Source organism: Gordonia sp. ALPHA1B1 (assembly GCF_005502615.1).
Lineage (GTDB): Bacteria > Actinomycetota > Actinomycetes > Mycobacteriales > Mycobacteriaceae > Gordonia > Gordonia hongkongensis.
Genome location: NZ_SCOC01000004.1, coordinates 111687 through 134602 on the forward strand (window position 1 = coordinate 111687; position 22916 = coordinate 134602).

The 22916-nt window shown below is 67.5% G+C and carries 16 protein-coding genes; 5 read left to right on the forward strand and 11 right to left on the reverse strand.

Going from position 1 to position 22916, the window contains the following annotated elements; genetic code table 11:
- The first annotated feature begins 541 nt into the window (after positions 1-541).
- The 3 genes from FFS52_RS03980 (at position 542) to FFS52_RS03990 (ending at position 5242) form a co-directional block, all read left to right on the forward strand.
- A complete protein-coding gene (locus tag FFS52_RS03980) occupies positions 542-2305 on the forward strand; it encodes an ABC transporter ATP-binding protein (RefSeq protein ID WP_137808906.1) in 1764 nt (587 codons plus the stop codon).
- Positions 2298-4199 (forward strand): ABC transporter ATP-binding protein, encoded by a 1902-nt coding sequence (locus FFS52_RS03985; RefSeq protein ID WP_137808907.1) that lies wholly within the window; start codon positions 2298-2300, stop codon positions 4197-4199. Before FFS52_RS03980 ends, FFS52_RS03985 begins: the two co-directional genes overlap by 8 nt.
- A 62-nt stretch (positions 4200-4261) precedes the next feature.
- Entirely contained in the window at positions 4262-5242 is a 981-nt protein-coding gene (locus FFS52_RS03990; RefSeq protein WP_078112184.1) for an alpha/beta hydrolase family protein, read from the forward strand.
- Here FFS52_RS03990 and FFS52_RS03995 read toward each other — a convergent pair.
- The 7 genes from FFS52_RS03995 to FFS52_RS04025 all read right to left on the reverse strand — a co-directional run bounded on the left by FFS52_RS03995 (position 5177) and on the right by FFS52_RS04025 (position 14048).
- A complete protein-coding gene (locus tag FFS52_RS03995) occupies positions 5177-7063 on the reverse strand; it encodes an ABC transporter ATP-binding protein (protein ID WP_137808908.1) in 1887 nt (628 codons plus the stop codon). The two genes, FFS52_RS03990 and FFS52_RS03995, sit on opposite strands and share 66 nt — an antisense overlap.
- A gap of 184 nt (positions 7064-7247) precedes the next feature.
- Entirely contained in the window at positions 7248-7934 is a 687-nt protein-coding gene (locus FFS52_RS04000; protein ID WP_065630211.1) for an MspA family porin, read from the reverse strand.
- Positions 7935-8005: 71 nt separating this feature from the next.
- Positions 8006-8647 (reverse strand): MspA family porin, encoded by a 642-nt coding sequence (locus FFS52_RS04005; protein WP_065630212.1) that lies wholly within the window; start codon positions 8645-8647, stop codon positions 8006-8008.
- A gap of 704 nt (positions 8648-9351) precedes the next feature.
- The gene (locus FFS52_RS04010) at positions 9352-10020 is read right to left on the reverse strand and encodes a molybdenum cofactor synthesis domain-containing protein (protein ID WP_137808909.1); all 669 of its coding nucleotides are present in this window, start codon (positions 10018-10020) and stop codon (positions 9352-9354) included.
- Between the two features lie 112 nt (positions 10021-10132).
- Complete coding sequence (locus FFS52_RS04015) at positions 10133-11617, reverse strand: trypsin-like peptidase domain-containing protein (protein WP_137808910.1); 1485 nt, start codon at positions 11615-11617, stop codon at positions 10133-10135.
- Between the two features lie 206 nt (positions 11618-11823).
- Positions 11824-13362 (reverse strand): HAMP domain-containing sensor histidine kinase, encoded by a 1539-nt coding sequence (locus FFS52_RS04020; RefSeq protein ID WP_137808911.1) that lies wholly within the window; start codon positions 13360-13362, stop codon positions 11824-11826.
- A complete protein-coding gene (locus FFS52_RS04025; protein WP_058251501.1) occupies positions 13362-14048 on the reverse strand; it encodes a response regulator transcription factor in 687 nt (228 codons plus the stop codon). Before FFS52_RS04025 ends, FFS52_RS04020 begins: the two co-directional genes overlap by 1 nt.
- Before the next feature lie 240 nt (positions 14049-14288).
- Here FFS52_RS04025 and FFS52_RS04030 point away from each other — a divergent pair, with 240 nt between their 5' ends.
- Both FFS52_RS04030 and FFS52_RS04035 read left to right on the forward strand, forming a co-directional pair.
- Positions 14289-18404 carry a bifunctional nitrate reductase/sulfite reductase flavoprotein subunit alpha gene (locus FFS52_RS04030; RefSeq protein ID WP_137808972.1) on the forward strand — a complete coding sequence of 1372 codons (4116 nt, stop codon included), beginning with the start codon at positions 14289-14291 and terminating at the stop codon, positions 18402-18404.
- A 222-nt stretch (positions 18405-18626) separates the two neighbouring features.
- Positions 18627-18911, forward strand: coding sequence for a GIY-YIG nuclease family protein (locus tag FFS52_RS04035; protein ID WP_065630217.1), 285 nt, complete (start codon positions 18627-18629; stop codon positions 18909-18911).
- A gap of 243 nt (positions 18912-19154) precedes the next feature.
- On the opposite strand, the gene FFS52_RS04040 is transcribed toward FFS52_RS04035, so the two are convergent.
- The 4 genes from FFS52_RS04040 to FFS52_RS04055 all read right to left on the reverse strand — a co-directional run bounded on the left by FFS52_RS04040 (position 19155) and on the right by FFS52_RS04055 (position 22842).
- The gene (locus FFS52_RS04040) at positions 19155-19523 is read right to left on the reverse strand and encodes a Rieske (2Fe-2S) protein (RefSeq protein ID WP_137808912.1); all 369 of its coding nucleotides are present in this window, start codon (positions 19521-19523) and stop codon (positions 19155-19157) included.
- Complete coding sequence (nirB, locus tag FFS52_RS04045) at positions 19520-22027, reverse strand: nitrite reductase large subunit NirB (protein WP_137808913.1); 2508 nt, start codon at positions 22025-22027, stop codon at positions 19520-19522. Before nirB ends, FFS52_RS04040 begins: the two co-directional genes overlap by 4 nt.
- Positions 22027-22374, reverse strand: a complete 348-nt coding sequence (locus tag FFS52_RS04050; protein WP_137808914.1) for a molybdopterin oxidoreductase — start codon at positions 22372-22374, stop codon at positions 22027-22029. Before FFS52_RS04050 ends, nirB begins: the two co-directional genes overlap by 1 nt.
- 117 nt (positions 22375-22491) lie before the next feature.
- Positions 22492-22842, reverse strand: a complete 351-nt coding sequence (locus tag FFS52_RS04055) for a DUF2834 domain-containing protein (RefSeq protein WP_137808915.1) — start codon at positions 22840-22842, stop codon at positions 22492-22494.
- Positions 22843-22916: the final 74 nt, after the last annotated feature.

Consider the following 22916-nt stretch of genomic DNA (forward strand, 5'->3'; position numbering starts at 1 on the left):
AACCCAGCGTGAGAAGAACTCGGCGCTGGTAGGCACCCGGGAGTTGTTACGTTGTTCGCGCGTCGGCCACTCACCGTTGACGACCACATTGTCGAATATCGTATTCTCTGCGTCGTGACGCTCGTTCGAATGCGTTCGGCGCTCACGTTCCGCAGTTCATCTACGACGAAGGAGCTTTCATGGCCGACATCATCCAGGGCGCAATCACCGACGCTATCGTCGAACTGGTGACCGGTTCGATCGAATCGGGCTCCGAAGAAGCTCCCGTGTAGATTTCGATCGAAACAACCGCCCCGGACTTCGGTCCGGGGCGGTTGTGTGTGATGAGCTGGCCGTGGATAACCACGTGTCGAAGCATTCTTTATTGGTATTTCGATATAGCGCAGGCGCAATTCCCGCCGAGGCGTCCGGCAAGGCTCCGCGAAGAGCCGCCACATGTAGACTTCGGAACACTTCACGGCACGCACACGAGACCGATATCGGTGGGAGTTCCGCACCCACGGTAGGCCAGCGTCACGACGACCCGGAGTAGCCTCACCAGATGCCCGTCACCCGCTCGATGAGCAAGGATGAGGTACGCGCGCTGCTCGCGCTTCTGTTCGACGCGCTCCGGACAACCCGTTGGGCCTGCGCCGGTTTCGTCGTCTTCCAGCTCGCGTCGGTGTTCACCACGCTCGCCCAGCCCGCTCTCAACGCCGCGATCATCGACGACGGAATCCTGCGCGGTGACGTGGCGACCATCAAGCGCGTCGGGGTGCTCATGGTCGTGGTGGCCGTGGTCAACCTGGTGGTGTCGATCGGTGCCACATTCCTGGCCTCCCATATCTCGGCGACCGCGGCTCGCGACCTCCGCACGCGTGTGCACGGTCGGATCAGCGCCTTCAGCGATCCGCAGGTCCACTCCATCGGCCTCTCGAGCCTGCTGACGCGCTCCACCGGAGATGTGGGCCAGATCCAGGGATTCCTCTTCATCAGCCTGACCGTCGTGGTGACCGCGCCGTTGATGCTGTTCGGCGCGCTGGTGTTGTCGCTGGCGCAGGGCTGGCGGATGGCGCCCGTGCTGGTGGTCGCCGGGGCGGTGCTGGTCGTCCTCGTCGCCGTCCTCGTCCGGCGTCTGGTGCCGTGGGCTGCGCAGTTGCAGCGTCGCCTCGACGTCGTGAACCGGGTGCTGCGCGAGCAGCTGCGTGGGATCGCGATCATCCGCACCTTTCGGCGAGAGGACCGGGAACGCGCCCGGTTCGCGGTGGAGAACGACGAACTCACCCACGTGGCCCTGCGCCTCGGCCGACTGCAGGTCCTGATGCTGCCGTTGGTCACCGTGGTCTCGAACCTCGCCGTGGTCGCGGTGACCGCACTGGGTGCGATCTTCGTCGACCGCGGTGAGATGCAGATCGGCCAGATCACCGCGACGGTCGGCTATCTCGCCCAGATCCTGCTGGCGGTGTCGCTGCTGACCATGATCGCCGGGGTCATCCCGCGTGCGGTGACCAGCGCCGGACGAATCACCGAGGTACTCGACACCGACCCGCTCGACCCCGGCGACCCCGGTGACGGCCGGGCGCCCTCACCGCCCGCGATCGTCTTCGACGCGGTGTCGGTCGCCTATCCGGGCGCCGAGTCCCCCACAGTCGACCAGGTCTCCCTGTTCTGCGCACCCGGCACGGTGACCGGCGTCCTCGGCGGAACCGGAAGCGGCAAGTCGACGCTGCTGTCCCTACCCCTGCGGTTCGCCGACCCCACGTCGGGCGTGCTCCGATGGGATGCCGCCGACGTGACCTCCCTGGCGCCCGCCTGGGTTCGCGCACGCAGCGCCTTCGTGGGTCAGGGTGCGGAGCTCATCACCGGGACGGTCGCCGACAATCTCCGGATCGCCCGACCGACCGCCACCGACGACGAGCTGTGGGACGCCCTTGAGGTCGCCGCCGCTGCCGACTTCGTCTCGGCTCGCCCCGGCGCTCTCGACGCCACGGTGGCGCAGGAGGGACGCAACTTCTCCGGTGGTCAGCGCCAACGGCTCGCACTCGCGCGTGCCGTGCTCCGCCGGCCCGCGCTGTACGTCCTCGATGACCCGTTCAGCGCTCTCGACGTCGACACCGAGGCCCAGATCATCGGACGGTTGCGCCGGACCGATCCGGATGCGACGGTCCTGATCGCCGCGCAGCGTGTGTCGTCGGTCCAGCACGCGGACGTCATCGCGGTGCTCGACGCGGGACGGATCGTCGGCCTCGGAACAGATTCGGAGTTGCGGTCACGCAGCGACATCTATCGGGAGATCGCCTACGCGCAGGCGGTGACCAATGCTTGACCAGAGATCGCAGGCGCCGGCGGTCGGGCCGAGGGGGAAGCAGGCGTCGGCAGACCGACCGACGGCTCGACGGCGCGATGGATCGCTGCGCTGGATCGTCCGGCAACTCGACCTGAGCAGAGGACGTGGGGCGGCCATCTCCCTCTTCGCGATCCTCGCCGCGGTCGGCGGCGTCGTAGCGCCGATCCTGTTCGGTGCGGTCACCAACGTGATCGTCGACGGCGCGGACGGCGACGCGACGATGAACTGGGGACTGCTCTGGACGCTGCTGGCGATCCAGGTCGGGGTGTTCGTGGCGGCCGCGGTCTGCAGCCTCGCGCAGGGCCGGTTGCTGACCGTCGCCGTGCAGCGGTCGGTGGCCGGGTTGCGCGCACGCATCGAGGACAAGATCCACCGTCTTCCGTTGCGCTACTTCGAGAACACCACACGCGGTGTGTTGGTGAGCAAGCTGACAGCCCACACCGACAACGCCGCGACGGTGATCGCACCGGTGCTGGTGACCGTTCCGACGAATGCCTTGACGCTTGTCGTCGTCACCGCCGTGCTGTTCGTCATCTCCCCGGTGCTGGCTTGTGTCGCCTTGGTCGCAGCACCCGTGTCGGCGCTGGCCGCGGTCCTGCTCGCCCGGCGGGCACGACCGCACCTGGAGTCCCGCTGGACGACCACGGCCGCCCTCACGGGGCACATCGAAGAGGAACTCAGCGCGCGCCGGATGTTGCAGGCGTACAACGCCGAGCCGACCGCCGCGCGCCGCTTCGACGACCTCAACGACAAACTCTTCTCGTCGGTCCGCTCTGCCCAGTGGATCGGCGGTTCCCTGCCCTCGGTCCTCACCGCGGTCAACGCCCTGGTGTTCCTGATCCTGGCGGTCCTCGGCGGGATCATGGTGGTCGACGGGCACCTCAGTCTCGGGGCGGCTCAGGTTGTGGTGGTGTTCGCACAGCAGCTGACGAGCGCGGTTCGCGAACTCGCCGGGTTCGTCACCAAGGTGCAGTCCGGCACCGTGTCGGCGAGCAAGGTCCGCGAGGTGCTCGAAGCTCCCGAGGACGCCGGCGCCGACACCGACCGACCGGTGCCGGTCTCGTCCGGCCGGCACCAGCTCCCGCCCGAGATCGTCTTCGACGACGTGGGCTTCGCCTACGAGGAGGACAACCCCGTTCTCGACTCGGTGAGCTTCCGGATGGCGCCCGGCACGACCACCGCCGTGGTGGGGACCACCGGGTCGGGCAAGACCACGCTGACCAATCTCCTGCAGGCGTTCTACGCACCCAGTCGGGGCTCGATCACCATCGACGGCGTCGATCTCGTCGAACTCGGACCGCACCGGGTACGGGCGAACATGGCCGTCGTCACCCAGGAACCGTGGCTGTTCACCGGGACAGTCCGCGAGAACATCGCCTTCGGCATCGAGGACGGCCATGCGGTCGATGCGGCTCTCACGGACAGCCACGTCGCGCAGATCGTCGCCGCACTACCCGAAGGCATCGACACCGTGATCGGCCAGGAATCCGAGAATCTCAGCGCCGGCGAGAAACAGCTGGTCACCGTCGCGCGCGCGATTGCCGCGTCGCCCAAGATCCTCATTCTCGACGAGGCGACCAGCGCCGCCGACCCCCGCACCGAGTTGCTCGTGCAACGTGCCCTGCACCGTCTGCGTGCGGGGACCACCACCCTGCTCATCACCCACCGCATGGCGACCGCGGCGTTGGCCGACGAGATCGTCGTCCTCGACGATAGGGTGATTGCCGAGGCAGGGACCCACCAGGAGTTGCTCGCCGCGGGCGGGACCTACGCCCGACGGTGCGGACTGCCGCCAGCGGACGCCACGGCCGGCGACGACGAGAGTGTGAGCGGCAGCAGTCCCAGCGGTCCGGACGCGAGGTCGGACCCGTGACAGAAGGCAGGAGCCAGCGCGAGTCGGACCACCGGCCCGTCGTCTCCCGATCAGGAGGAAACGTGTACAGAGGTTTGCGCAAACTCGGGATGGCAGCGGCGGTCGCCCTCAGTGTCTCCCTCGTCGCTCCGATGACCGGCGGGGCGAGCGCCGCACCACGACTCGTCGACGCCGGATCGCCCGGGCGCGTGACCGACATCGTCGTGCATTCCGACGCCATGAACCGTGATGTACCGCTGACCGTGATCAAGCCGGCCGACGAGTCCAAGCCGCGCGGGGTGCTCTACCTCCTCAACGGTGCCGGCGGCGGCGAGGATCGCGCCAACTGGCTGGAGAAGACCGACATCGTCGAGTTCACGCGCAACAAGAACCTGTACGTGGTCATCCCGAATGCCGGCCAGTACAGCTACTACACCGACTGGCAGAAGCCCGATCCGGTTCTCGGCGTGCACAAGTGGTCGACTTTCCTGGGCAAGGAACTCCCCGCGGTCGTCGATGCCACCTACAACACCTCAGGGCGCAACGCCATCGGCGGGATCTCCTCGTCGGCGACGTCGGTGCTGAATCTCGCCATCGAGCATCCCGATCTCTACCAGGCCGTCGGCTCCTACAGCGGATGTCCGACGACGTCCGACCCGTTCGGTCAGGAGTACATCCGACTCGTCGTGGAGATCCGCGGGGACGGCGACGCCACCAACATGTGGGGTCCGTACGGCGGCTCCGGCTGGCGCGCCCACGATCCCGTGGTCAACGCCGCCAAGCTGCGTGGCCAGAAGCTCTACATCTCGAACGCCGGCGGTCTGCCCGGGCAGTACGACAATCCTCGCTACGTGAAGGACCTGGACACCCTGGCCGACCAGATCGTCGTGGGCGGAGTCATCGAGGGCGCCACCCTGGGCTGCACCGTCCAGCTTCTGAATCGTCTCGGGCAGTTGAACATCCCGGCGACGGTGGACCTCCCGCCGGCGGGAACCCATTCATGGCTGTACTGGCAGGACCAGCTGCACCGTTCGTGGTCGTTCTACGAGCGCGCCCTCGCCTGACCGCGGCGCCACCGGAACCGCCTCGGCGAACCGTCCGTCGCGCAACTCGACTGTCCGGTCGGCGAGGTCGAGCACACGCGGATCATGGGTGACGAGGATCGTGGTCCGAAGTGACGCGACCCCGGCGAGTGGTTCGAGGATCCCGCTGACGGTCTCGTCGTCGAGACCTGTGGTCGGTTCGTCGAGGACGAGTACCGGGCGGTTTCGAAGGATCGTGCGCGCCAGCGCAATTCGCTGCTGCTGACCACCGGACAGGTTCTCCCCACGTTCGACGACCTCGGCGTCGAGGCCGCCGTTCAACCGCGAGATGAATTCGGCGGCCCCTGCGGCCCGCGCGGCAGCTGCGATGTCCGCTCTGGTCGCCGTGGTGCAGCCGAAACGGATGTTGTCCGCGATCGTGCCGCGCATCAACGCCGGCCGCTGATGCAGCACCGACAGATGCTCTCTCAGATCGCTCACGTCGAGATGGCGAATGTCGGTGCCGCTTAGCCGGATCGACCCCGCGTCAGGGTCGTACAGACGCAGCAGCAGACGGGTCAGGGTGCTCTTGCCGGCACCACTCGGACCCGTGACCGCCACTGTCTCACCCGCACGGATCTCCAGGTGGGCATCTTCGAGGACTCGGGACCCGTTGTCCGGGTATGCGAAGGACACCCCGGTCAACGACAGACTCACCGAGGCGGGCACGACCGAACGACGCCCGGGAATCGGGTCGATGACCGCTGGTTCGGGCGCAATCGATTCGGGCGCAATCGGTTCGGCGACGCCCGCCGGCGCGTCGAGGACCTCGGCCACCCGTTCAGCGCTCGCGGTCGCGGACGTGACCTCGACGAGCAGACCGCCGAGTGTCTGGATCTGCGGATAGAGGTACCCGAGATATCCGGTCAGGGCGATGAGCGTGCCCAGTTGCGCATCACCGCCGGCGATGAGCCACGCCCCGAACGCGATGACGACGATCATGCAGAGCACTTCGACGACGGTGACCGCCTCGGCGAACGCCGCCCCGGCGCGGGACTCCGACATCCGGGCCTCCCGCCATCGGCGGTTCTGCTCCAGGACCCGGGCTCGGTGGTGCGAGGTCTGGTTGTCGGCCTGCAACGCCACCATGTTGCCGATCCCCTCGGCGACCAGTGAACTGATCCGGCCGGCAGCCTGCCGCTCGCGACGCGACGCACGTTTGACCACGGCGCCGAATCGGCGGGCCGTCACCCAGAGCAGCGGCGCGAGAACGGCGGCGATGAGGGCCAGCTGCCAGTTGGTCGCGAAGGCGGCGGCACCGTAGACGAGGAGGCTCACGGTGGCGACGACGCCGGAGACCACACCCGACGACACGAGACTGTCGACCGCCTCGACGTCGGCGGTGGTGCGCGACAACAGGTCTCCGTCACCGAACCGGTCCCGCGTGTGCGGCGCGAGTCGCTGGATGTGCGCGTACAGCTGACCCCGGAGACGCAGCAGTACCGTCTCGGTCACGCCTGCGGTCAGGATCCCGCCCGCATACGACGACACGGCGCCGAGAAGGGAGACACCCACCCAGATCATCATCGGGGTGGACAGCGCGCTCAGATCGCCGGTCACCAGCACGTCGTCGACGATGTGCGCGAACAGCGCGACGGTGACCACCGTGGTGCCGACCTGCACGAGATGGCAGATGACGGCGAGCGCGAGACGCCACCTCAGACCGGCGACCAAGGGCGCGAAACGGCGGATGGTCATCGACACGGTGAGAGTCGCCGGACGGGACTCCGGCGTCGGGACGCGTGGCCCCACGTCGCCAGCGCTCGGATCGTCAACCGGTCGCAGTTCGGTGGCGGTGGACATGTCGATGGCTCCTCACCGGCGGGACGAGATCCGCCGGCACCGAGACTACGACCGAGAACTGATGAGTTTCACTGTCAGGCAGCCGAATACAGCAGACTCACAGCGACACCGAACCGACCCGACACCAACGACCGCGGGGCGGGAATCCGTTCGGATTCCCGCCCCGCGGCGTGATGGAAGTCGATCAGCCGAGGCTGAAGTGCTTTCCGTTGAGCACCACGACACCCTTGACGGCGTCGGTGCTGACCGTCACCTGGACGAAGGCGCGAGCAGCGGCGTAACCGGCGCAGCTCTCGACCTTGAACTGCTGCTGGCTGTAGGCCACGCCACCCTTCTGTCCCTTGAAGGAGTAGGCGTTCAGCTCGTAGTCCTTGTAGGAGGTGTCCGAGCCGGAGGTCTCGTTGATGAGCCACACACGGTTGACCTCGCCCGGGCCGAGGGAGACACCGGCGCCGACCGAGTCGCCATCGAGGCCACCGCCGGCGGTGATGTTCGACGGATCGCTGTAGTCGACACCACCGGTGACACCGGGAACGCTGACGTCGGGACCGCCGAAGTTGACCTGGCAGCCGACGTCGTAACCGACCTTGATCGAGCCACCCTCGGCCTTGCCGCCGACGGTCACGCGGACCTTGCCCGACATCCACACCTCACGGGTGGTGGGCACGTTGCTGATCGGACGCTGCACGTTGACGTACTCGTCGAACAGCTGGACGGTGACGGGGGTGCCGTCGACCAGGGTCTTGGTGATGGTGCCACCCGGCAGCGGGCCGGCGGTGGCGCCACCGGCACCGAGGCTGGTGAGGCCCATCGCGACGGCACCGGCGAGACCGGCCGCCGCAACCACGCGACGCGTGATGTTCTTCTTCATGATTCCCCTTCGTGGAATATCGATCTGCTCAGGGCAGATAAGTCAGGTAGAGCTTGTTATCTGCGCCCGGATCAACCGATGGTGAAGGGCTTGCCGTACAGGGTGGACTGGATCAGAGTGCCCTCGCCGCTCAGCGAACCGTCGTCGGTGCTGTAGCCCTTGGCGCCGATGGTCTTCACAGCCGAGCGGGCCGAGGCGTAGCCACCGCACTTGTTGAGGTTGAACGACAGCTGCGACAGCTGGATGGCGGCGACACCCGAGTCGGAGAAGTCCTTGTCGGTGATGTCGACGACGGCAACCTGACCCGGCGCGAGCGGCAGGCCGAGCTCACCCGACAGCGTCGTCGCGGAGAGGCTGATGGCTCCGCTCAGGTCCAGCGTGATGCCGCTGACGTCGACCTGGCAGCCGACGATGTACTTCACGGCAAGATTGCCGCCGACGCCGGCGGATGCCTTGGCGGTGTAGGTACCCGAGATCACGAAGCCACGCGACGCGGGGTTGTTCGCCACGGTCGGGATCGGGTACGAGTTCTCACCGGTCCGCCACGTCTGGATGGACTCGCCGTCGATGCCGGTGGCGTTCTTGTAACCGTTCGGCAGCGGCGCACCTGCCGCTTCGCCGACGCCCATGCCGGCCAGGCCCACGACCGCGGCCGAGGCGATCGCGGCCGCGCCCGCGGCGCGGCGCAGCCCAAGCTTGCTGAACTTGCTCATTCGTTCCCTCTCACAGGATTCGGCTGTTACCCCGCGGAATGCACTCACACCCGCAAGTCATGACCCTCGACGTTCGATGGCTTCCACACAGTTACCACTAAGCCCGCTCTTACGCATGTCTTAGCCGTCGTTAAGAATCCATCGAATTCCTGGTCACTGCTGCGTCGTCACTCGCGACAGATCGCAGGACTCCCCCCGGTCCCCGACTCTGGGGACCGGCGTGTCGTCGAGCCGAACGTTATCGGAGCGGTCTCAAGTCGGGCAACAGGAGGACTCGAGCGTGTCACGAAGAGGCCACGCACCAGCGTGAATCTCGGATTCGCCAACGATAGAACGGCGAAAGTTAACGACAGGAAAACACGCTGATGTGACTACGTGCGTAAAGAGCGAAATCACTCGTGATGCGGCGGCCGCTGCGCCTCGTACCAATCCTTAGAGCGCCCTGTGTGATGTTCGTCACTCTCGTCTGAAGTCAGTTCAGGAAGGGTGTTTCCGAACACCGCATCGAGACGACGACGCCGCGCAGCTCGGTGCTGCGCGGCGTCATCATTGCTGCTCATCGGCAATTTCCGGGGTTCTGAAGACTCTGTTCCCACCGGTCGGATATCCCATCGAAAGTGGCCCGTCACCCTGTTAACCAGGAGTTTTCTTTGTATTGCTGAACAGATTTCGGGGTCGCTCGGAGGTCTCGCGGAGCGACCGGCTCAGAACTCGCTGATCGACTCGATCACGTATTTGGCGAGGGGTGCGGCGGTCGCCATGCCGTCGCGCACCGCAGCCCGCGAGTTGGCCAGGTTCACCACGAGTGTCTGTCCGGAGATTCCAGCCAGCCCGCGCGAAAGTCCGCCGTCGGTGGCTCCCGCCGCCAGACCGGAGCTGCGGACGGCCTCTTCTATACCCCGCAGACGCCGATCCAGAAGGGGTTCGGTGGCCTCGGGCGTCACATCCCGGGCGCCGACGCCGACGCCGCCCACCGAGACCACGAGGTCCACTCCGCCGATCACCGCGGTGTTGAGCGCATTGCGGATTTCCACCTCGTCCCCGGAGACGACCACGGCGGCGTCGACGTGGAACCCAGCCTCGGCCAGCAGTTCGCTCACGAGCGGCCCGAGCAGGCGCTGGTCCTCACCGTGGGCCGCCTCGTCGTCGACGACGACGACCAGCGCACGGCCGATCTCTTCGCCCTGGGGGCGGTGAGCGGCCTGTTCGTGGCGCGCGACGAATTCCCGTGCCGCGGCGTCGGCCGCGACCACGTCGGCGGGGTCGACCGGACCCGGCCCGCCCGCGAGGCGGACGTCCAATGAGTTCTCGTCGATATCGGTCTCGGCGGAGACGGAGGTGGTACCCGGGTTGCGCGGAGCAGCGTCGGACATGACAGGCCCTTTCTTGATGGGTGGGACCGTCGAAACGGTCGTTCGTGCTGCGCTGAGCCGGCGCCCGCGGTGGGCGCCGGAACAGCCTCCTCGATGCAGTTGTGGTGGTCGGTCAGCCGGCCGCGAGCGTGCCGAGCTTCACCTGGGCGGTCTTGGTGGCACCGTTGTCCACGTAGGTCACGGTGACCGTGTCGCCCGGTGCGTGCGATCGGACCGCGGCGACGAGGGCGTCCCCGGAGGAGATGACGCGGTCGTCGACCTTCGTGATGACCGCGTCCTCGGGGATGCCCGCATTCGCAGCCGGACCGCCGGGCGTCACCGCGGTGACGACGGCCCCGGGTGCGTCGGACGCGCCGCTCGGCCGTACCGACACACCGATGTTGGCGTGGCTGGCCTTGCCGGTGGCCTCGAGTTCCCTGGCCACCCGGATGGCCTGGTCGATCGGGATCGCGAACCCGAGTCCGATGCTGCCACCGGCCTGTTGTTCACCCCCACCAAGGGTGGCGATCGCGGTGTTGATCCCGATCAGCGCGCCCCGGGCGTTCACCAGGGCACCGCCGGAGTTGCCCGGGTTGATCGCCGCGTCCGTCTGGATGGCGTCGATGACCGAGGTGGTGTTGGTCCCGGGGTCACGCGAGGTCAGCACGGGACGATTGAGCGCGCTGATGATGCCGGTGGTGACGGTACCCGCCAGTCCCAGGGGCGAACCGATCGCGATCACGTCCTGCCCCACGGCGAGGTTGTTCGAGTTGCCGACGGTGATTGGTGTGACGTCGTCGCGGTCGACCTTGATGACCGCGATGTCGGAGATCGGGTCAGCGCCCAGGACACGGGCCTCGGCCCGCGAACCGTCGGCGAAGTTGACCGCGACCCTCGACGCCGGGCCGTCGCCGCCGGCGCTGACGACGTGGTTGTTCGTCATGATGACGCCGTCCTCGCTGAGGACGACGCCCGAGCCGGAACCCATGGCCCCGCCGGACGCGACCTCGATGGAGACCACCGACGGGGTCACCCGTGCCGCGACCTCCTGCACGGAACCGGCCGGCGCGGCGACCGGCGTCGTGTTGTCGTTGCCGGGATCGCCGCCCAGCGGACCGTTGCTGGAACTGGAACTACCGTCGGACTCGGCGAGGTTGTATCCGGCCACGCCACCCACACCGCCCGCGACCAACGCCAGGACGAGTCCGGCCACCCCCAGCGCCACGAGGCGTCCGCCACTCTTCTTCTTGGCGGGTGCGGCCGAGGGGCCGTCCGGGCCCTGGTTCCCGAAGCCGGGTTGGGAGCCGAACGGCGGCTGGCCCGACTGTCCGTACGCGGGACCCGGACCGTAGTTGCCCTGGGGCGGGAACGGACTCGTCCCGGGCCTGCCATACGACGATGTCGGCGCGTTGGTACCCGGGTAGCCCTGGCCGCCCGGTGCGGGGAAGGAGCCCGACGGCGGACCGAACGGCCCGCCCTGTCCCGACGCCTCGTTGCCGGACGCCGCGCGGTGGCCCCCGCCCGGCTGGCCCCCACCGTGTTGACCACCACCGTGTTGACCACCGCCGTGCTGACCGCCCCCGTAGGAGCTGTCACCGTGCGAACCGCCAGTCGTCATCTTCGTCTCTTCCTCGTCGGCCCGGCCATGCGCCGGTGCTTGTTGTCAGTGGCCGGGCCGGGACCGCAACACCTCGGCATCGTCGTACCCGAACTGCGCCTTCGGTCAACCCTAGGTGATCCGAGACCAGGTCACACCGGGCGAGTTCAAGGCTGTTCGCAGTCTCCGACAGCTGAGTCGCCGGCCCGGCGCCACCCGCTTCTCCTCTACTGACGAATCACCTGCGGGGATGGTTCCGCCGCAGTTGCCCGGCCCGGCAGGGTCATCCGGATCAGTGCTCCCCCGAGCGGCGAGGTGTCGGCGACCACGGTGCCGCCATGTCGTTCGACCACCTGACGCACGATCGCCAGTCCCAGGCCCGATCCCGGCATCGACCGCGACTGGGTCGACCGATAGAACCGCTCGAAGACGAGACCGCGGTCCTCCTCGGGGATTCCGGGACCGGCGTCGGCCACGGTGAGCTCCGCGCTCGACATCCCGACCTGGGTCAGGCCGACGCGCACCGTACGGCCCGGGGGACTCCATTTGGCCGCGTTGTCGAGCACGTTCAGCACCGCCCGCGACAGCCCGTGCGCCTCGCCGAACACGAACCACGGCGCGAGGTCCACCTCGAACTCGACGTCGTTGCGGCGGCGTCGAACTCGTTCGAGGGCCTGCTCCACCACCTCGGCGAGATCGACCTCCTCGTAGACCACCTCGGGCGCGTCCTCGCGGGCGAGATCGACGAGATCGCCCACGAGCGTGGACAATTCCTCGATCTGCGCCATCACATCCGCACGGAGGTCGACCATGTCCTCCTCCGGCACCGCCCGTGCGCCGGGACGGCTCGCGGCGATCAGCAGTTCCAGATTGGTCCGCAACGAGGTCAACGGCGTCCGCAGTTCGTGCCCGGCGTCGGCGACGAGACGTGCCTGCCGATCCCGGGACTCGTCGAGGGCGCGCAGCATCGCGTTGAAACTGACGGTGAGCTTGGCGAGTTCGTCGTTGCCGGTCACCGGGATGGGCGTCAGGTCGTTCGTCCGCGCGACCCGCTCCACCGCGCGGTTGAGCCGCGAGACCGGCCGCAAGCCGGCGCGCGCCACCGTCGTGCCGGCCAGGGCGGCCAGCGCGACCCCGCCGCAGCCGACCACGAAGAGCACCCAGGCCAGGCGTTTGAGCACCCGGTCGGTCTGGATGAGGCTCTGTGCGAGCACGAGGGTGTTGCCGTCGTCGAGTTTGCGTGTCAGGACACGCTGATTGCGCGTGGTGCGCAGGCTCTGCTGCGTGGAACCAGGGACGGACGGGGACCGGACGATGCCGCGTTCGACATCGTCGAACGGCACCTGACCGATGAGATACGTCTCGCCGCTGGGGGTCACCAGCGCGATGGAGATGTTGGTGGAGAACACCGTTCCGGCCACCAGCTGCTCGGGCTGCGTACGCAGGACCCCCGCGCGAGCGAGCGCGGCCATCCCGTCGGCGCGACTCTCGAGCTGCTGGTCGACATCGTTGTACATCGCGCGATACACGACGAAATACGCGGCCGCGGCCATCAGACTCACCGAGACCAGCACGACGGTCGCCGACAGGATCGTCACGCGGGTGCGCAGCGACACCGCGCGCATCAGCGGCATCGGCGCCCGCATCTCCTTCTCGTCCGACCCGTCACCGCTGGTGTGCCCCGTGATCGCCCGCGTGAGGCGGTCGCGGAGGAGATCCCGGGTCTTCGGGTGCCTCGACGACGAGTTCGACGACTTGCCGATCACTAGGGCGGCGTCTCCCGCAGGACGTACCCGACCCCGCGCACGGTGTGGATGAGTCGCGGCTCGCCATCGGCCTCGGTCTTGCGCCGGAGATAGCCGACGTACACCTCGAGCGCGTTACCCGACGTCGGGAAGTCGTAGCCCCAGACCTCTTCGAGGATGCGGCTGCGCGACAACACCCGGCGCGGATTGGCCATGAGCATCTCGAGCAGGGCGAACTCGGTGCGCGTCAGACTGATCGAGCGCTCGCCGCGGGTGACGTCGCGGGTGACGGGATCGAGCGACAGATCCGCGAACGTGAGGGTCTCCGAATCCGCGTCCTCGTCCGGCGAGGCACGGCGCAACAGCGCCCGCAACCGGGCGAGGAGTTCCTCGAGGGCGAACGGCTTGGGCAGGTAGTCGTCGGCTCCGGCGTCGAGGCCCGACACCCGCTCGGACACCGAGTCGCGTGCGGTCAGCACCAGGATGGGGAGGTCGTCACCGGCGGAGCGGAGTCGGCGGCACACCTCGAGCCCGTCGAGCCTGGGCATCATGACGTCCAGGATCGCCACGTCGGGCCGGTCGGCCAGGATCTTCTCGAGTGCCTCGATGCCGTCGCCCGCGGTCTCGACGCTGTAGCCGTTGAAGGTGAGCGACCGTCGCAACGACTCCCGGACGGCCCGATCGTCATCGACCACGAGGATGCGCATGGCTACAGTCTTATCCACCCCGGCTGAGATCCGGCTGAGCAACGCCGAAACCCACCCGTTCAAGTGACGGAGTCGGCGTTCACCTGCGGTTCCGGCGGCCTTTCACATCGGGGACCGAGTTCTGTGAGGTCAAGTTGATGGATGCGTAACGCCGGGCTTCGGGTCGCGAAACATCGACCTCCGACGCTGGAACCCGTGACCCTGTCTGCCCCGACTCGATCTGTCGTGTCCCGATCGGTGATGTCGCTGTGCGCCTATTGCGGTGTCGGTTGCGGCATGGAGATGAAGCTCGACGACGATTCCGACCGCGTCACCAAGACGATCGGCCGGCCCGATCATCCGACGAACTTCGGGCGACTGTGCACCAAGGGGTCCACCACCGCGGACATGCTCGCCGCCGGCGGGCGCCTGTCGACCGCGCTGGTCCGAGACGATCGGGGCGGCCAGCTCCGGCCCGCCGAACTCGACGCCGTCGTCACCGACACCGCGCGACGCCTGCGCGACATCGTCGACGAGCACGGGCCCGACGCGGTGGCCCTGTATGTGTCGGGCCAGATGTCTCTGGAGGCGCAGTACCTGGCGAACAAGCTGGCCAAGGGATTCCTGCGCACCAACCAGATCGAGTCGAACTCGCGACTGTGCATGGCGAGCGCCGGGACCGGATACAAACTGTCGCTCGGCTCCGACGGGCCGCCCGGGTCGTATCAGGACTTCGACCACGCCGACGTCTTCCTGGTCATCGGCGCCAACATGGCCGACTGTCACCCGATCCTGTTCCTGCGCATGATGGACCGGGTCAAGGCCGGGGCGAAGCTGATCGTCGTCGATCCTCGACGCACGGCGACGGCCGACAAGGCGGACCTGTTCCTGCAGATCCGATCCGGGACCGACCTCGCCTTCCTCAACGGCCTGCTGCACCTGCTCATCGAGAACGGCCACACCGACACCGAGTTCATCGAGTCGTTCACCGACGGCTTCGACCAGATCCCCGACTTCGCCGCCCAGTACCCGCCGGATGTCGTCGAATCGATCACCGGGATCGCGGCGTCGGACCTGCGGGCCGCGGCCGAGCTCATCGGCAACGCAGCCAACTGGATGAGTTGCTGGACGATGGGCCTCAACCAGTCCACCCACGGGACCTGGAACACCAACGCGCTCGTCAACCTCCACCTCGCCACCGGCGCGATCTGCCGGCTCGGCAGCGGACCGTTCTCACTGACCGGACAGCCGAACGCCATGGGCGGACGCGAGATGGGTTACATGGGCCCGGGACTGCCCGGCCAGCGCGCTGTCGTGTCCGCGGCGGACCGTGAGTTCGTGGAGGGTGTCTGGGGTGTTCCGGCCGGGACCCTGCGCACCGACGTGGGCGGCGGCACCATCGACATGTTCCGTCGGATGGCCGACGGCGAGATCAAGGCATGCTGGATCATCTGCACCAATCCCGTTGCCTCGGTGGCGAATCGCAAGACCGTCATCGAGGGACTCGAACGCGCCGAGCTCGTGATCACCCAGGACACCTTCGTCGACACCGAGACCAACCAGTACGCCGACGTGGTGCTGCCCGCGACGCTGTGGTCGGAGTCGACCGGTGTGATGGTCAACTCCGAACGCAACCTCACCCTGTTCGAACCCGCGCTCGACGCCCCCGGACAGGCGATCCCGGACTGGCAGCTCATCGCGCGCATCGCCGCCGAGATGGGGTACGCCAACGCCTTCGACTATGCGAGCGCCGAGGAGGTGTTCGAGGAGATCAAACGGTTCGCGAACCCGAACACCGGCTACGACTTGCGCGGGGTGACCTACGACCGGCTCCGCCGCACGCCGATGCAATGGCCGTGCCCGCCGGCCGAAGAGGGCGAGCCCGATCCGGCGGACACCGGTGCCCGCAACCCGATCCGGTATCTCAACGACGGTCGCAGTCAGACGCTCCACCGCCTTGACGACGGGTCAACGCCGCGCCTCGCGTTCGCCACCCCCAGCCGCCGCGCCCAGTTCTTCGCCCGTCCCCACCTCGACCCGGCCGAGATGCCCGACGACGACTACCCCTTCCTGCTGAACACGGGCCGGTTGCCCCACCAGTGGCACACCATGACCAAGACCGGCCGGGTGGCCAAGCTCAACAAACTCAACCCGGAGCCCTTCGTCGAGATACACCCCGACGATGCCGACCGGTTGGGCATCACCGCGGCGGACAAGGTCGAGGTGGCCTCCCGTCGCGGCCGGGCGGTGTTGCCCGCGCGGATCTCCGACCGCGTGCGACCCGGCAACTGCTTCGTACCGTTCCACTGGAACGACGTCTTCGGCGAACACCTGGCGATCAATGCCGTCACCTCTGACGCGGTGGATCCGTTGTCGCAGCAACCGGAGCTGAAAGTGTGTGCGGTGACCCTGATCCGGGTGCCCGGCTCGCGCGGTGACGTCGACGATGCGCCGGTCGTCGCCGCGGGTTCGACGAAACTCGGTGTCGCATTAGGGGTCTCCGGTGTCGAGGCACCCGCGATGACCCCTGCCGAGCGCCTCTACCTGGCCGGCCTCGTGGCCGGCGTGGGCGATTCGCCCGTGGGCAGTCCGGTGCTCCCGGCCGATGCGCCGCTGGGTGCCGAGCTCCGCAACTGGGTGTCGGGTGTTCTCGCCGGCATGTACTCCCGCGCGGCCGCCGCACCCGATCCCGCTGTCCCCCAGTCGAACTCAACGTCGTCGGAACCAGACACCGACACGGTGACGGTGCTCTGGGCCTCGCAGATGGGCAACGCCGAGGAGCTCGCCGCAGAAGCAGCCGAGCGCGTCAAGGCCAGCGGCCTCCGGGTCGACGCGCGGTCGATGGACGATGTCGAGGTCGGCGAACTGAAGGGCACGGCCCTGTTCGTCACCTCGACCACCGGGGACGGCGATCCGCCGGACAACGGCACGTCGTTCTGGGACGCGCTGAACTCCGAGGACGCACCCGACCTGTCCGGTGTCGACTACGCGGTGCTGGCGCTCGGCGACTCCAACTACGACGACTTCTGCGGCCACGGACGCAAACTCGACACCCGCATCGGTGAACTGGGTGGCCGTCGCCTGCTCGAGCGCGTCGACTGCGAACCCGACTTCGAGGAGACGGCGGGCGGCTGGCTGACCGAGGTCATCCGGGCGATCAGCATGTCGAACCGGGCACCCACCTCGGGGGTGACCGGCGACCGGGTGACCGTGGTCAGTGAACCGGCCGACTCCGCGGCGGCACCCTCGGTACGTTCCGCGCCGGCCTATTCGCGGAAGAAGCCGCTGCTCACCTCGCTCGTGCGGAACGTCAAGCTCAACTCCGAGGGGTCCGGTAAGGACGTGCGCAACTTCGGGTTCCACCTGCCCGCCGGCACGATGTCGTACCAGGCCGGGGACGCGCTGGGGGTCTGGCCGCGCAACGACCCGACGCTCGTCGAGGAGTTCCTCGACCGCACCGGCCTCGACGCCGACGCGTCGGTGACCGTGGGCGGCGATGAGGTCGCGTTGCACATCGCCCTGCGCGACCGCATCGAATTCGCTCGTGTGACATCGGATCTCATTCGTTTCGTCGCCGACCGTACCGGTTCCGCCGATCTCAGGACGCTCATCGCACCGGGGAACAAACAGCAGTTCAACGACTGGGCATGGGGGCGACAGTCGGTCGACGTGCTGGCCGATCATCCCGTCACCGCCGACGCCTCGGAGTGGATGCAGGTCCTCAAACCGATGGTCCCCCGGTCGTATTCGATCTCATCGAGTCCCCTGGAGAGTCCTGACGAGATCCAACTGACGGTGTCGGCCGTGCGCTACAACCTGTTCGGCACGCCGCGCGGTGGTGTCTGCTCGACCTTCCTGGCCGACCGCGCCGACGACGAGATCGGCGTGTTCGTCACCTCCACGAGCCACTTCCGGCCGCCGGCCGATCCCGACACCCCGATGATCATGATCGGCCCCGGCACCGGCATCGCCCCGTTCCGCGGTTTCCTTCGCGAACGCGAGGCCCTGGGGCACACCGGGAAGAACTGGCTGTTCTTCGGCGAGCAGTACTCGGCGACCGATTTCTACTATCGCGACGAGTTGACGACCATGCTCGGCGACGGACTGCTCACCCGCCTCGACGTCGCGTTCTCGCGCGATCAGGATCACAAGATCTACGTCCAGGACCGGATGCGCGAACACGGTGAAGAGCTCTACCAGTGGCTGCACGACGGCGCTCACGTCTACGTCTGCGGCGACGCGACGCGGATGGCCAAGGACGTCGACGCGACACTGAAAGGCATTGTCGCGCAGTACGGCCGCCGCTCCCCCGCGAGCGCGGAGTCCTACGTCAAGGCACTCGCAGCCGACAAACGCTATGTGCGGGACGTGTACTGAGCGCGGGTACGTGAACCAACACCCGCCCCGCTCCTTGAGGAGCCCCTTATGCTCCCTGAGGTGCGACGCTTCCCTATGCTCCCTGAGGTGCGAGGAGCGCAAGCGACGAGCCACGAAGGGCACCGCAAGTCGGAGTAAACAGGCGACGCGAGCTGCCGCGAACTCTCCACAGGCAAGGGTACATACGTTCTACGGGCTGGCAGAATCCTCGACGATACTGCGATGGCATGGGTATACATCCTCGAGTGCGCGGACGGGAAGTACTACGTCGGAAGCACGCGCGACCTCGACAATCGGTTACGCCAACACAGCTCGGCGCAGGTTGGTTTCACTGCTCACCGCCAGCCGGTGAGGCTGGCGTGGTCGGTTGAACTGTCACTGGACGACGCCTACGCGATCGAGCGACGAATTCACGGCTGGTCTCGTGCGAAGAAGAAGGCACTGATCGACGGCGATATCGATCTACTTCGCGCCCGGGCAGGGCGCAGGGGCGGTCGCCCACGCTGACATTGACACGAGGCTTTGTGAACAGTTGTGCAGGAGAGAGCTCCCCGTGCCGTCACCAGCCCTTCGAGGCTCGTCGCTGTCGCTCCTCACACCTCCGGGTCTCCGGGCTGACGGACGTCGTGGGCCACGAAAGACCACTCCTGGGCGACCGAACTCATGCTCCCTGAGGTGCGAGCGAAGCGAGCCACGAAGGGCTCCGCAACGCCTCTCACCAGGCCCTTCGTGGCTCGTCGCTATCGCTCCTCACACCTCAGGGAGCATTGGTTTGTCACTAACGCCCGCAGGAGCACCCAACCAGACGACGATGTCCCCGTCCCGGTCCTCGACGCGGTAGACGCCGATGGAGTCGATACCGTCCGAGGTGCATCGGCCATCGGCCAGTTCGAAGGCGTACTGGTGCAACGGACAGACGACCTTGCCCAGATCGAACTGACCGTCGGCGAGCGGTCCCCCGCGATGCGGGCAGACGGCGTCGGTGGCGCGCAGGGTCCCGTCGGTCAGGCGGAATACCGCGATCTGCCTGTCTTGCATCGCATATGCTCGACTCTCGCCGACCTGCAGGTCGTCCAGTTGCCCCACGACGACGCCGGCGTCCGCCGACACACTGGTCATCGGACCGGCACCCGGGGCAGCGGCAGCAGCGGAAGCGCCGAGGTGAACTGCGCGGGCGATTTGGGTTCGGCGCGGTCCAGCCAGGGATCGACGTAGGCCTCGACCGCGGCGTCGATCCCCTCCTGCAACCCGGCGACCAGTCCGTCGCGGTCGTCGACGATGATCGCGCGGAGTTCCTCGATGCCGATGCGCGGTACGAACGCGTACGTCCGCTCCAGCCACTTGCCCTGCTCGCGGTAGTACTGAATGAAAATGCCGCACAACCGGATCACCTCGTCGGCCGAATCCACGGTGGCCAGCAGGTCGCCCTTGCGGATGTGCGCGCCGGCGGCGCCACCGACGTAGATCTCCCACTTGCCGTCACCGATCGCGACCACGCCGAAGTCCTTGCACAGCGCCTCCGCGCAGTTGCGCGGACACCCGGTCACCGCGAGCTTGAGCTTCGCCGGCGACTCCAGACCCTGGTAGCGCGTCTCGATGTCGATGCCGAGCTGCGTCGAGTCGCCGAGACCGAATCGGCAATAGTCGGTGCCGACACAGGTTTTGACCGTCCGGAAGCTCTTGCCGTACGCGTACCCCGACGGCATGCCGAGATCTTCCCAGACCTTCGGCAAGTCTTCCTTCTTCACGCCGAGCAGATCGAGTCGCTGCCCACCGGTCGCCTTGATCATCGGGATCGAGTACTTCTCCGCGACGTCGGCGATCTTGCGCAACTGCTCGGGTGAGGTCACCCCGCCCTTCATCTGCGGCACCACCGAGAAGGTGCCGTCACGCTGGATGTTCGCATGCACTCGGTCATTGACGAACAGTGCACCGGGTTCGCGCTTCCACGCCGAACCCCAGATGATCCGTAACAGTGAGGCGAGCGGCATCTTCGCCGTCGCGTCCTCGCCGTCGGGCGCGAGTTTGTCGAACACCTCGCTGACCGACCGCAGGTCCTGCCGTCGGATGGCGTCTATCAGTTCGGGTTTCGTCAGTGGGATGGCCGGGACGTACCAATCGGCGGACGCGTCGGCGGTGAGCTCGTCCCCCGCTGCGAGTTCGACGATGTCGGCGACGAGCCCCTTGCAGGAACCACATCCCTTGCCGGCGCGGGTCTTCGCGCACACCTCGCCGACGCTCGTGCATCCCGATGCCACGCAGGCCACGATGTCGCCCTTGGTGACCCCGTTGCAGTTGCACACCTGCACGTCGTCGGCGAGCTCGGCCGCCCCGGTCTCGGCGCTGGGGGTGCCCAGGTCGAACAGCATCGAGATGCGTTCGTCGGGAAGCGGTACCTTGTCGTCGAAGGCCTGCGTGAGGAAGTTGACCTTCGAGATGTCGCCCAGCAGCATCGCTCCGATGAGCTTGTTGTCACGGACCACGACGCTCTTGTAGACGCCGTTGCGTGGTTCGTAGAACTGGACGAATTCGTCGTCCTCGCGTTCCGGTCCCTTGACCCCCATGGCCGCGACGTCGACACCGGCGACCTTCAACTTGGTGGTCAGTCGCGAACCATGGTATTCGGCAGCCGGATTCGCGCCGGTGAGGACGTCGGCGAGCACGACTGCCTGCTCCCACAGCGGTGCGACGAGACCGTACACCTCACTGCGGTGCTGCGCGCACTCCCCGACCGCGTAGATGAAGGCCTCGTCCTCGCAACGCATCTGGTCGTCGACGACGATGCCGCGCTCGACGACCAGACCTGCGCCGCGGGCGATCTCGACGTTGGGACGAATGCCGGCCGTCACCACGATCATGTCGGCGGGCAGCGAATCGCCGTCGGTGAAACCGACTCCCGCGACGGTCCCGTCGTCGTTGCGCAACACCGCCGTCGTCCGCTTGCCGGTGTGGACACCGACCCCCAGCGCCTCGATCTGGTTGCGCAGCACCTTGCCGCCGCGCTCGTCGAGTTGCTGGTTCATCAGGTGCCCGGGCGAGTGCACGACGTCGACGGCCACACCCTGGGTTTGCAGTCCGTAGGCGGCTTCGAGTCCGAGCAACCCGCCGCCGATCACCACCGCGCGCACGTTGTCGCGAGACTCGGCCATCTGCAGCATGCCGTTCGTGTCCTCGATGGTGCGGAAGCCGAACACGCCGCGTGCGAGCCTGCCGTCGGGCTCGCGGAGTCCGTCCATGTTGGGGAAGAAGGTGTGGGACCCGGTCGCGATGATCAGCACGTCGAACTCGATGATCCGTCCGCTCGCGCAGGTCACCGTCTTGGCGAACCGGTCGATCGACTCGGCGCGATCACCGGAGTGGAGCGTGACGTCGTTCTCCCGGTACCACGCCATCGGGTTGAGCATCAGGTCGTCGTCGTCGACCGCGGTCTCCCCGGCCAGCACATGGCTGAGCATGATCCGGTTGTAGTTCCCGTACGGCTCGTCGCCGATCATGGTGATGGCGAACTGTTCCCGGCCGCCGCGGGAGATGATCTCCTCCACGGTGCGCGCGCCGGCCATGCCGTTGCCGACCACGACCAGCCGACGCGTGGGAACCGGTGGCGTCAGGTGCTCGTCGCCCATCAGAAGATGACCATCCCGAAGTCGACGACGACCTCACCGCTCGTGCCCTCCGGCGCGGCGAGGAGGAGCTCCAGCGTGGCGTCGGGTTCCACGTCTTCGACGACCCGCAACGGCACGTTGACCGACGACCTCGCGCCCATCGGGAACATCCGCATCGGCGTGCCGTCGCGAACCAGGGTCACGCAGATGAGTTCGTCGGAGCTGTTGCCGCCGCGAAAGTACAACGGCTGAGCCGTCATCCCGGGCGGGACGACGAAGGTCAGCGACGCATCGATCGGCCCCGGCTTCGACAGGCCCGACCCGGAGAACGCGTAGACACCCTGCAGGAATTGTGGAGTGCTCGACATGCCGCCACTATCCGCGAGGCGCATGAAATGCGACTTGCCTCGGTGTTACGGCGACGTTGTCTGGTTCTCACCGGCCCGGCCCGCCCGCGAGAGCGCCAGCGGGCGCGCGCGACGCCGCTACCGCGACCCCAGCGCACGCTCCCGGGCGAGGAAGAAGAACGGGATCGCGGTGGCGATGCCGACGCCGAAGGTCAGCACGACCGACGCCAGCCACCACGGCAGGATGCGCAGGCGGCGGGCCTCCGCGAGCGCCCACACGTGGAAGCCGATGACGACGAACGTCAGATCGACCATCGCGAACCGTCCGGGCGTCGTCTTCAGGATGTCCCCCACGAAGAAGTCCTTGACCGACCCCGGCCCGTTCTGTCGTACGTAGGGGATCGCGATGGCGTTCTGCGTGACCAGCGCGGACAGGGAGACGACGAACAACGATCGCTCTCGCCACTTCTGGTCGGAATCGGTGGTCATCAGGCCCTCCTCGACGTGTCGGAACCTCGATGGTGGCACGGCAGAGCGGCACCCCGGCCCGAAACCGGAGCGGT

Coding starts and splice junctions, on each gene's coding strand:
- FFS52_RS03980 (WP_137808906.1), top strand. CDS start 542: ATGCCCGTCACCCGCTCGATGAGCAAGGATGAGGTACGCGCGCTGCTC.
- FFS52_RS03985 (WP_137808907.1), top strand. CDS start 2,298: ATGCTTGACCAGAGATCGCAGGCGCCGGCGGTCGGGCCGAGGGGGAAG.
- FFS52_RS03995 (WP_137808908.1), bottom strand. CDS start 7,063: ATGTCCACCGCCACCGAACTGCGACCGGTTGACGATCCGAGCGCTGGC.
- FFS52_RS04000 (WP_065630211.1), bottom strand. CDS start 7,934: ATGAAGAAGAACATCACGCGTCGCGTGGTTGCGGCGGCCGGTCTCGCC.
- FFS52_RS04005 (WP_065630212.1), bottom strand. CDS start 8,647: ATGAGCAAGTTCAGCAAGCTTGGGCTGCGCCGCGCCGCGGGCGCGGCC.
- FFS52_RS04010 (WP_137808909.1), bottom strand. CDS start 10,020: ATGTCCGACGCTGCTCCGCGCAACCCGGGTACCACCTCCGTCTCCGCC.
- FFS52_RS04015 (WP_137808910.1), bottom strand. CDS start 11,617: ATGACGACTGGCGGTTCGCACGGTGACAGCTCCTACGGGGGCGGTCAG.
- FFS52_RS04025 (WP_058251501.1), bottom strand. CDS start 14,048: ATGCGCATCCTCGTGGTCGATGACGATCGGGCCGTCCGGGAGTCGTTG.
- FFS52_RS04030 (WP_137808972.1), top strand. CDS start 14,289: ATGTCGCTGTGCGCCTATTGCGGTGTCGGTTGCGGCATGGAGATGAAG.
- FFS52_RS04035 (WP_065630217.1), top strand. CDS start 18,627: ATGGCATGGGTATACATCCTCGAGTGCGCGGACGGGAAGTACTACGTC.
- FFS52_RS04040 (WP_137808912.1), bottom strand. CDS start 19,523: ATGACCAGTGTGTCGGCGGACGCCGGCGTCGTCGTGGGGCAACTGGAC.
- nirB (WP_137808913.1), bottom strand. CDS start 22,027: ATGGGCGACGAGCACCTGACGCCACCGGTTCCCACGCGTCGGCTGGTC.
- FFS52_RS04050 (WP_137808914.1), bottom strand. CDS start 22,374: ATGTCGAGCACTCCACAATTCCTGCAGGGTGTCTACGCGTTCTCCGGG.
- FFS52_RS04055 (WP_137808915.1), bottom strand. CDS start 22,842: ATGACCACCGATTCCGACCAGAAGTGGCGAGAGCGATCGTTGTTCGTC.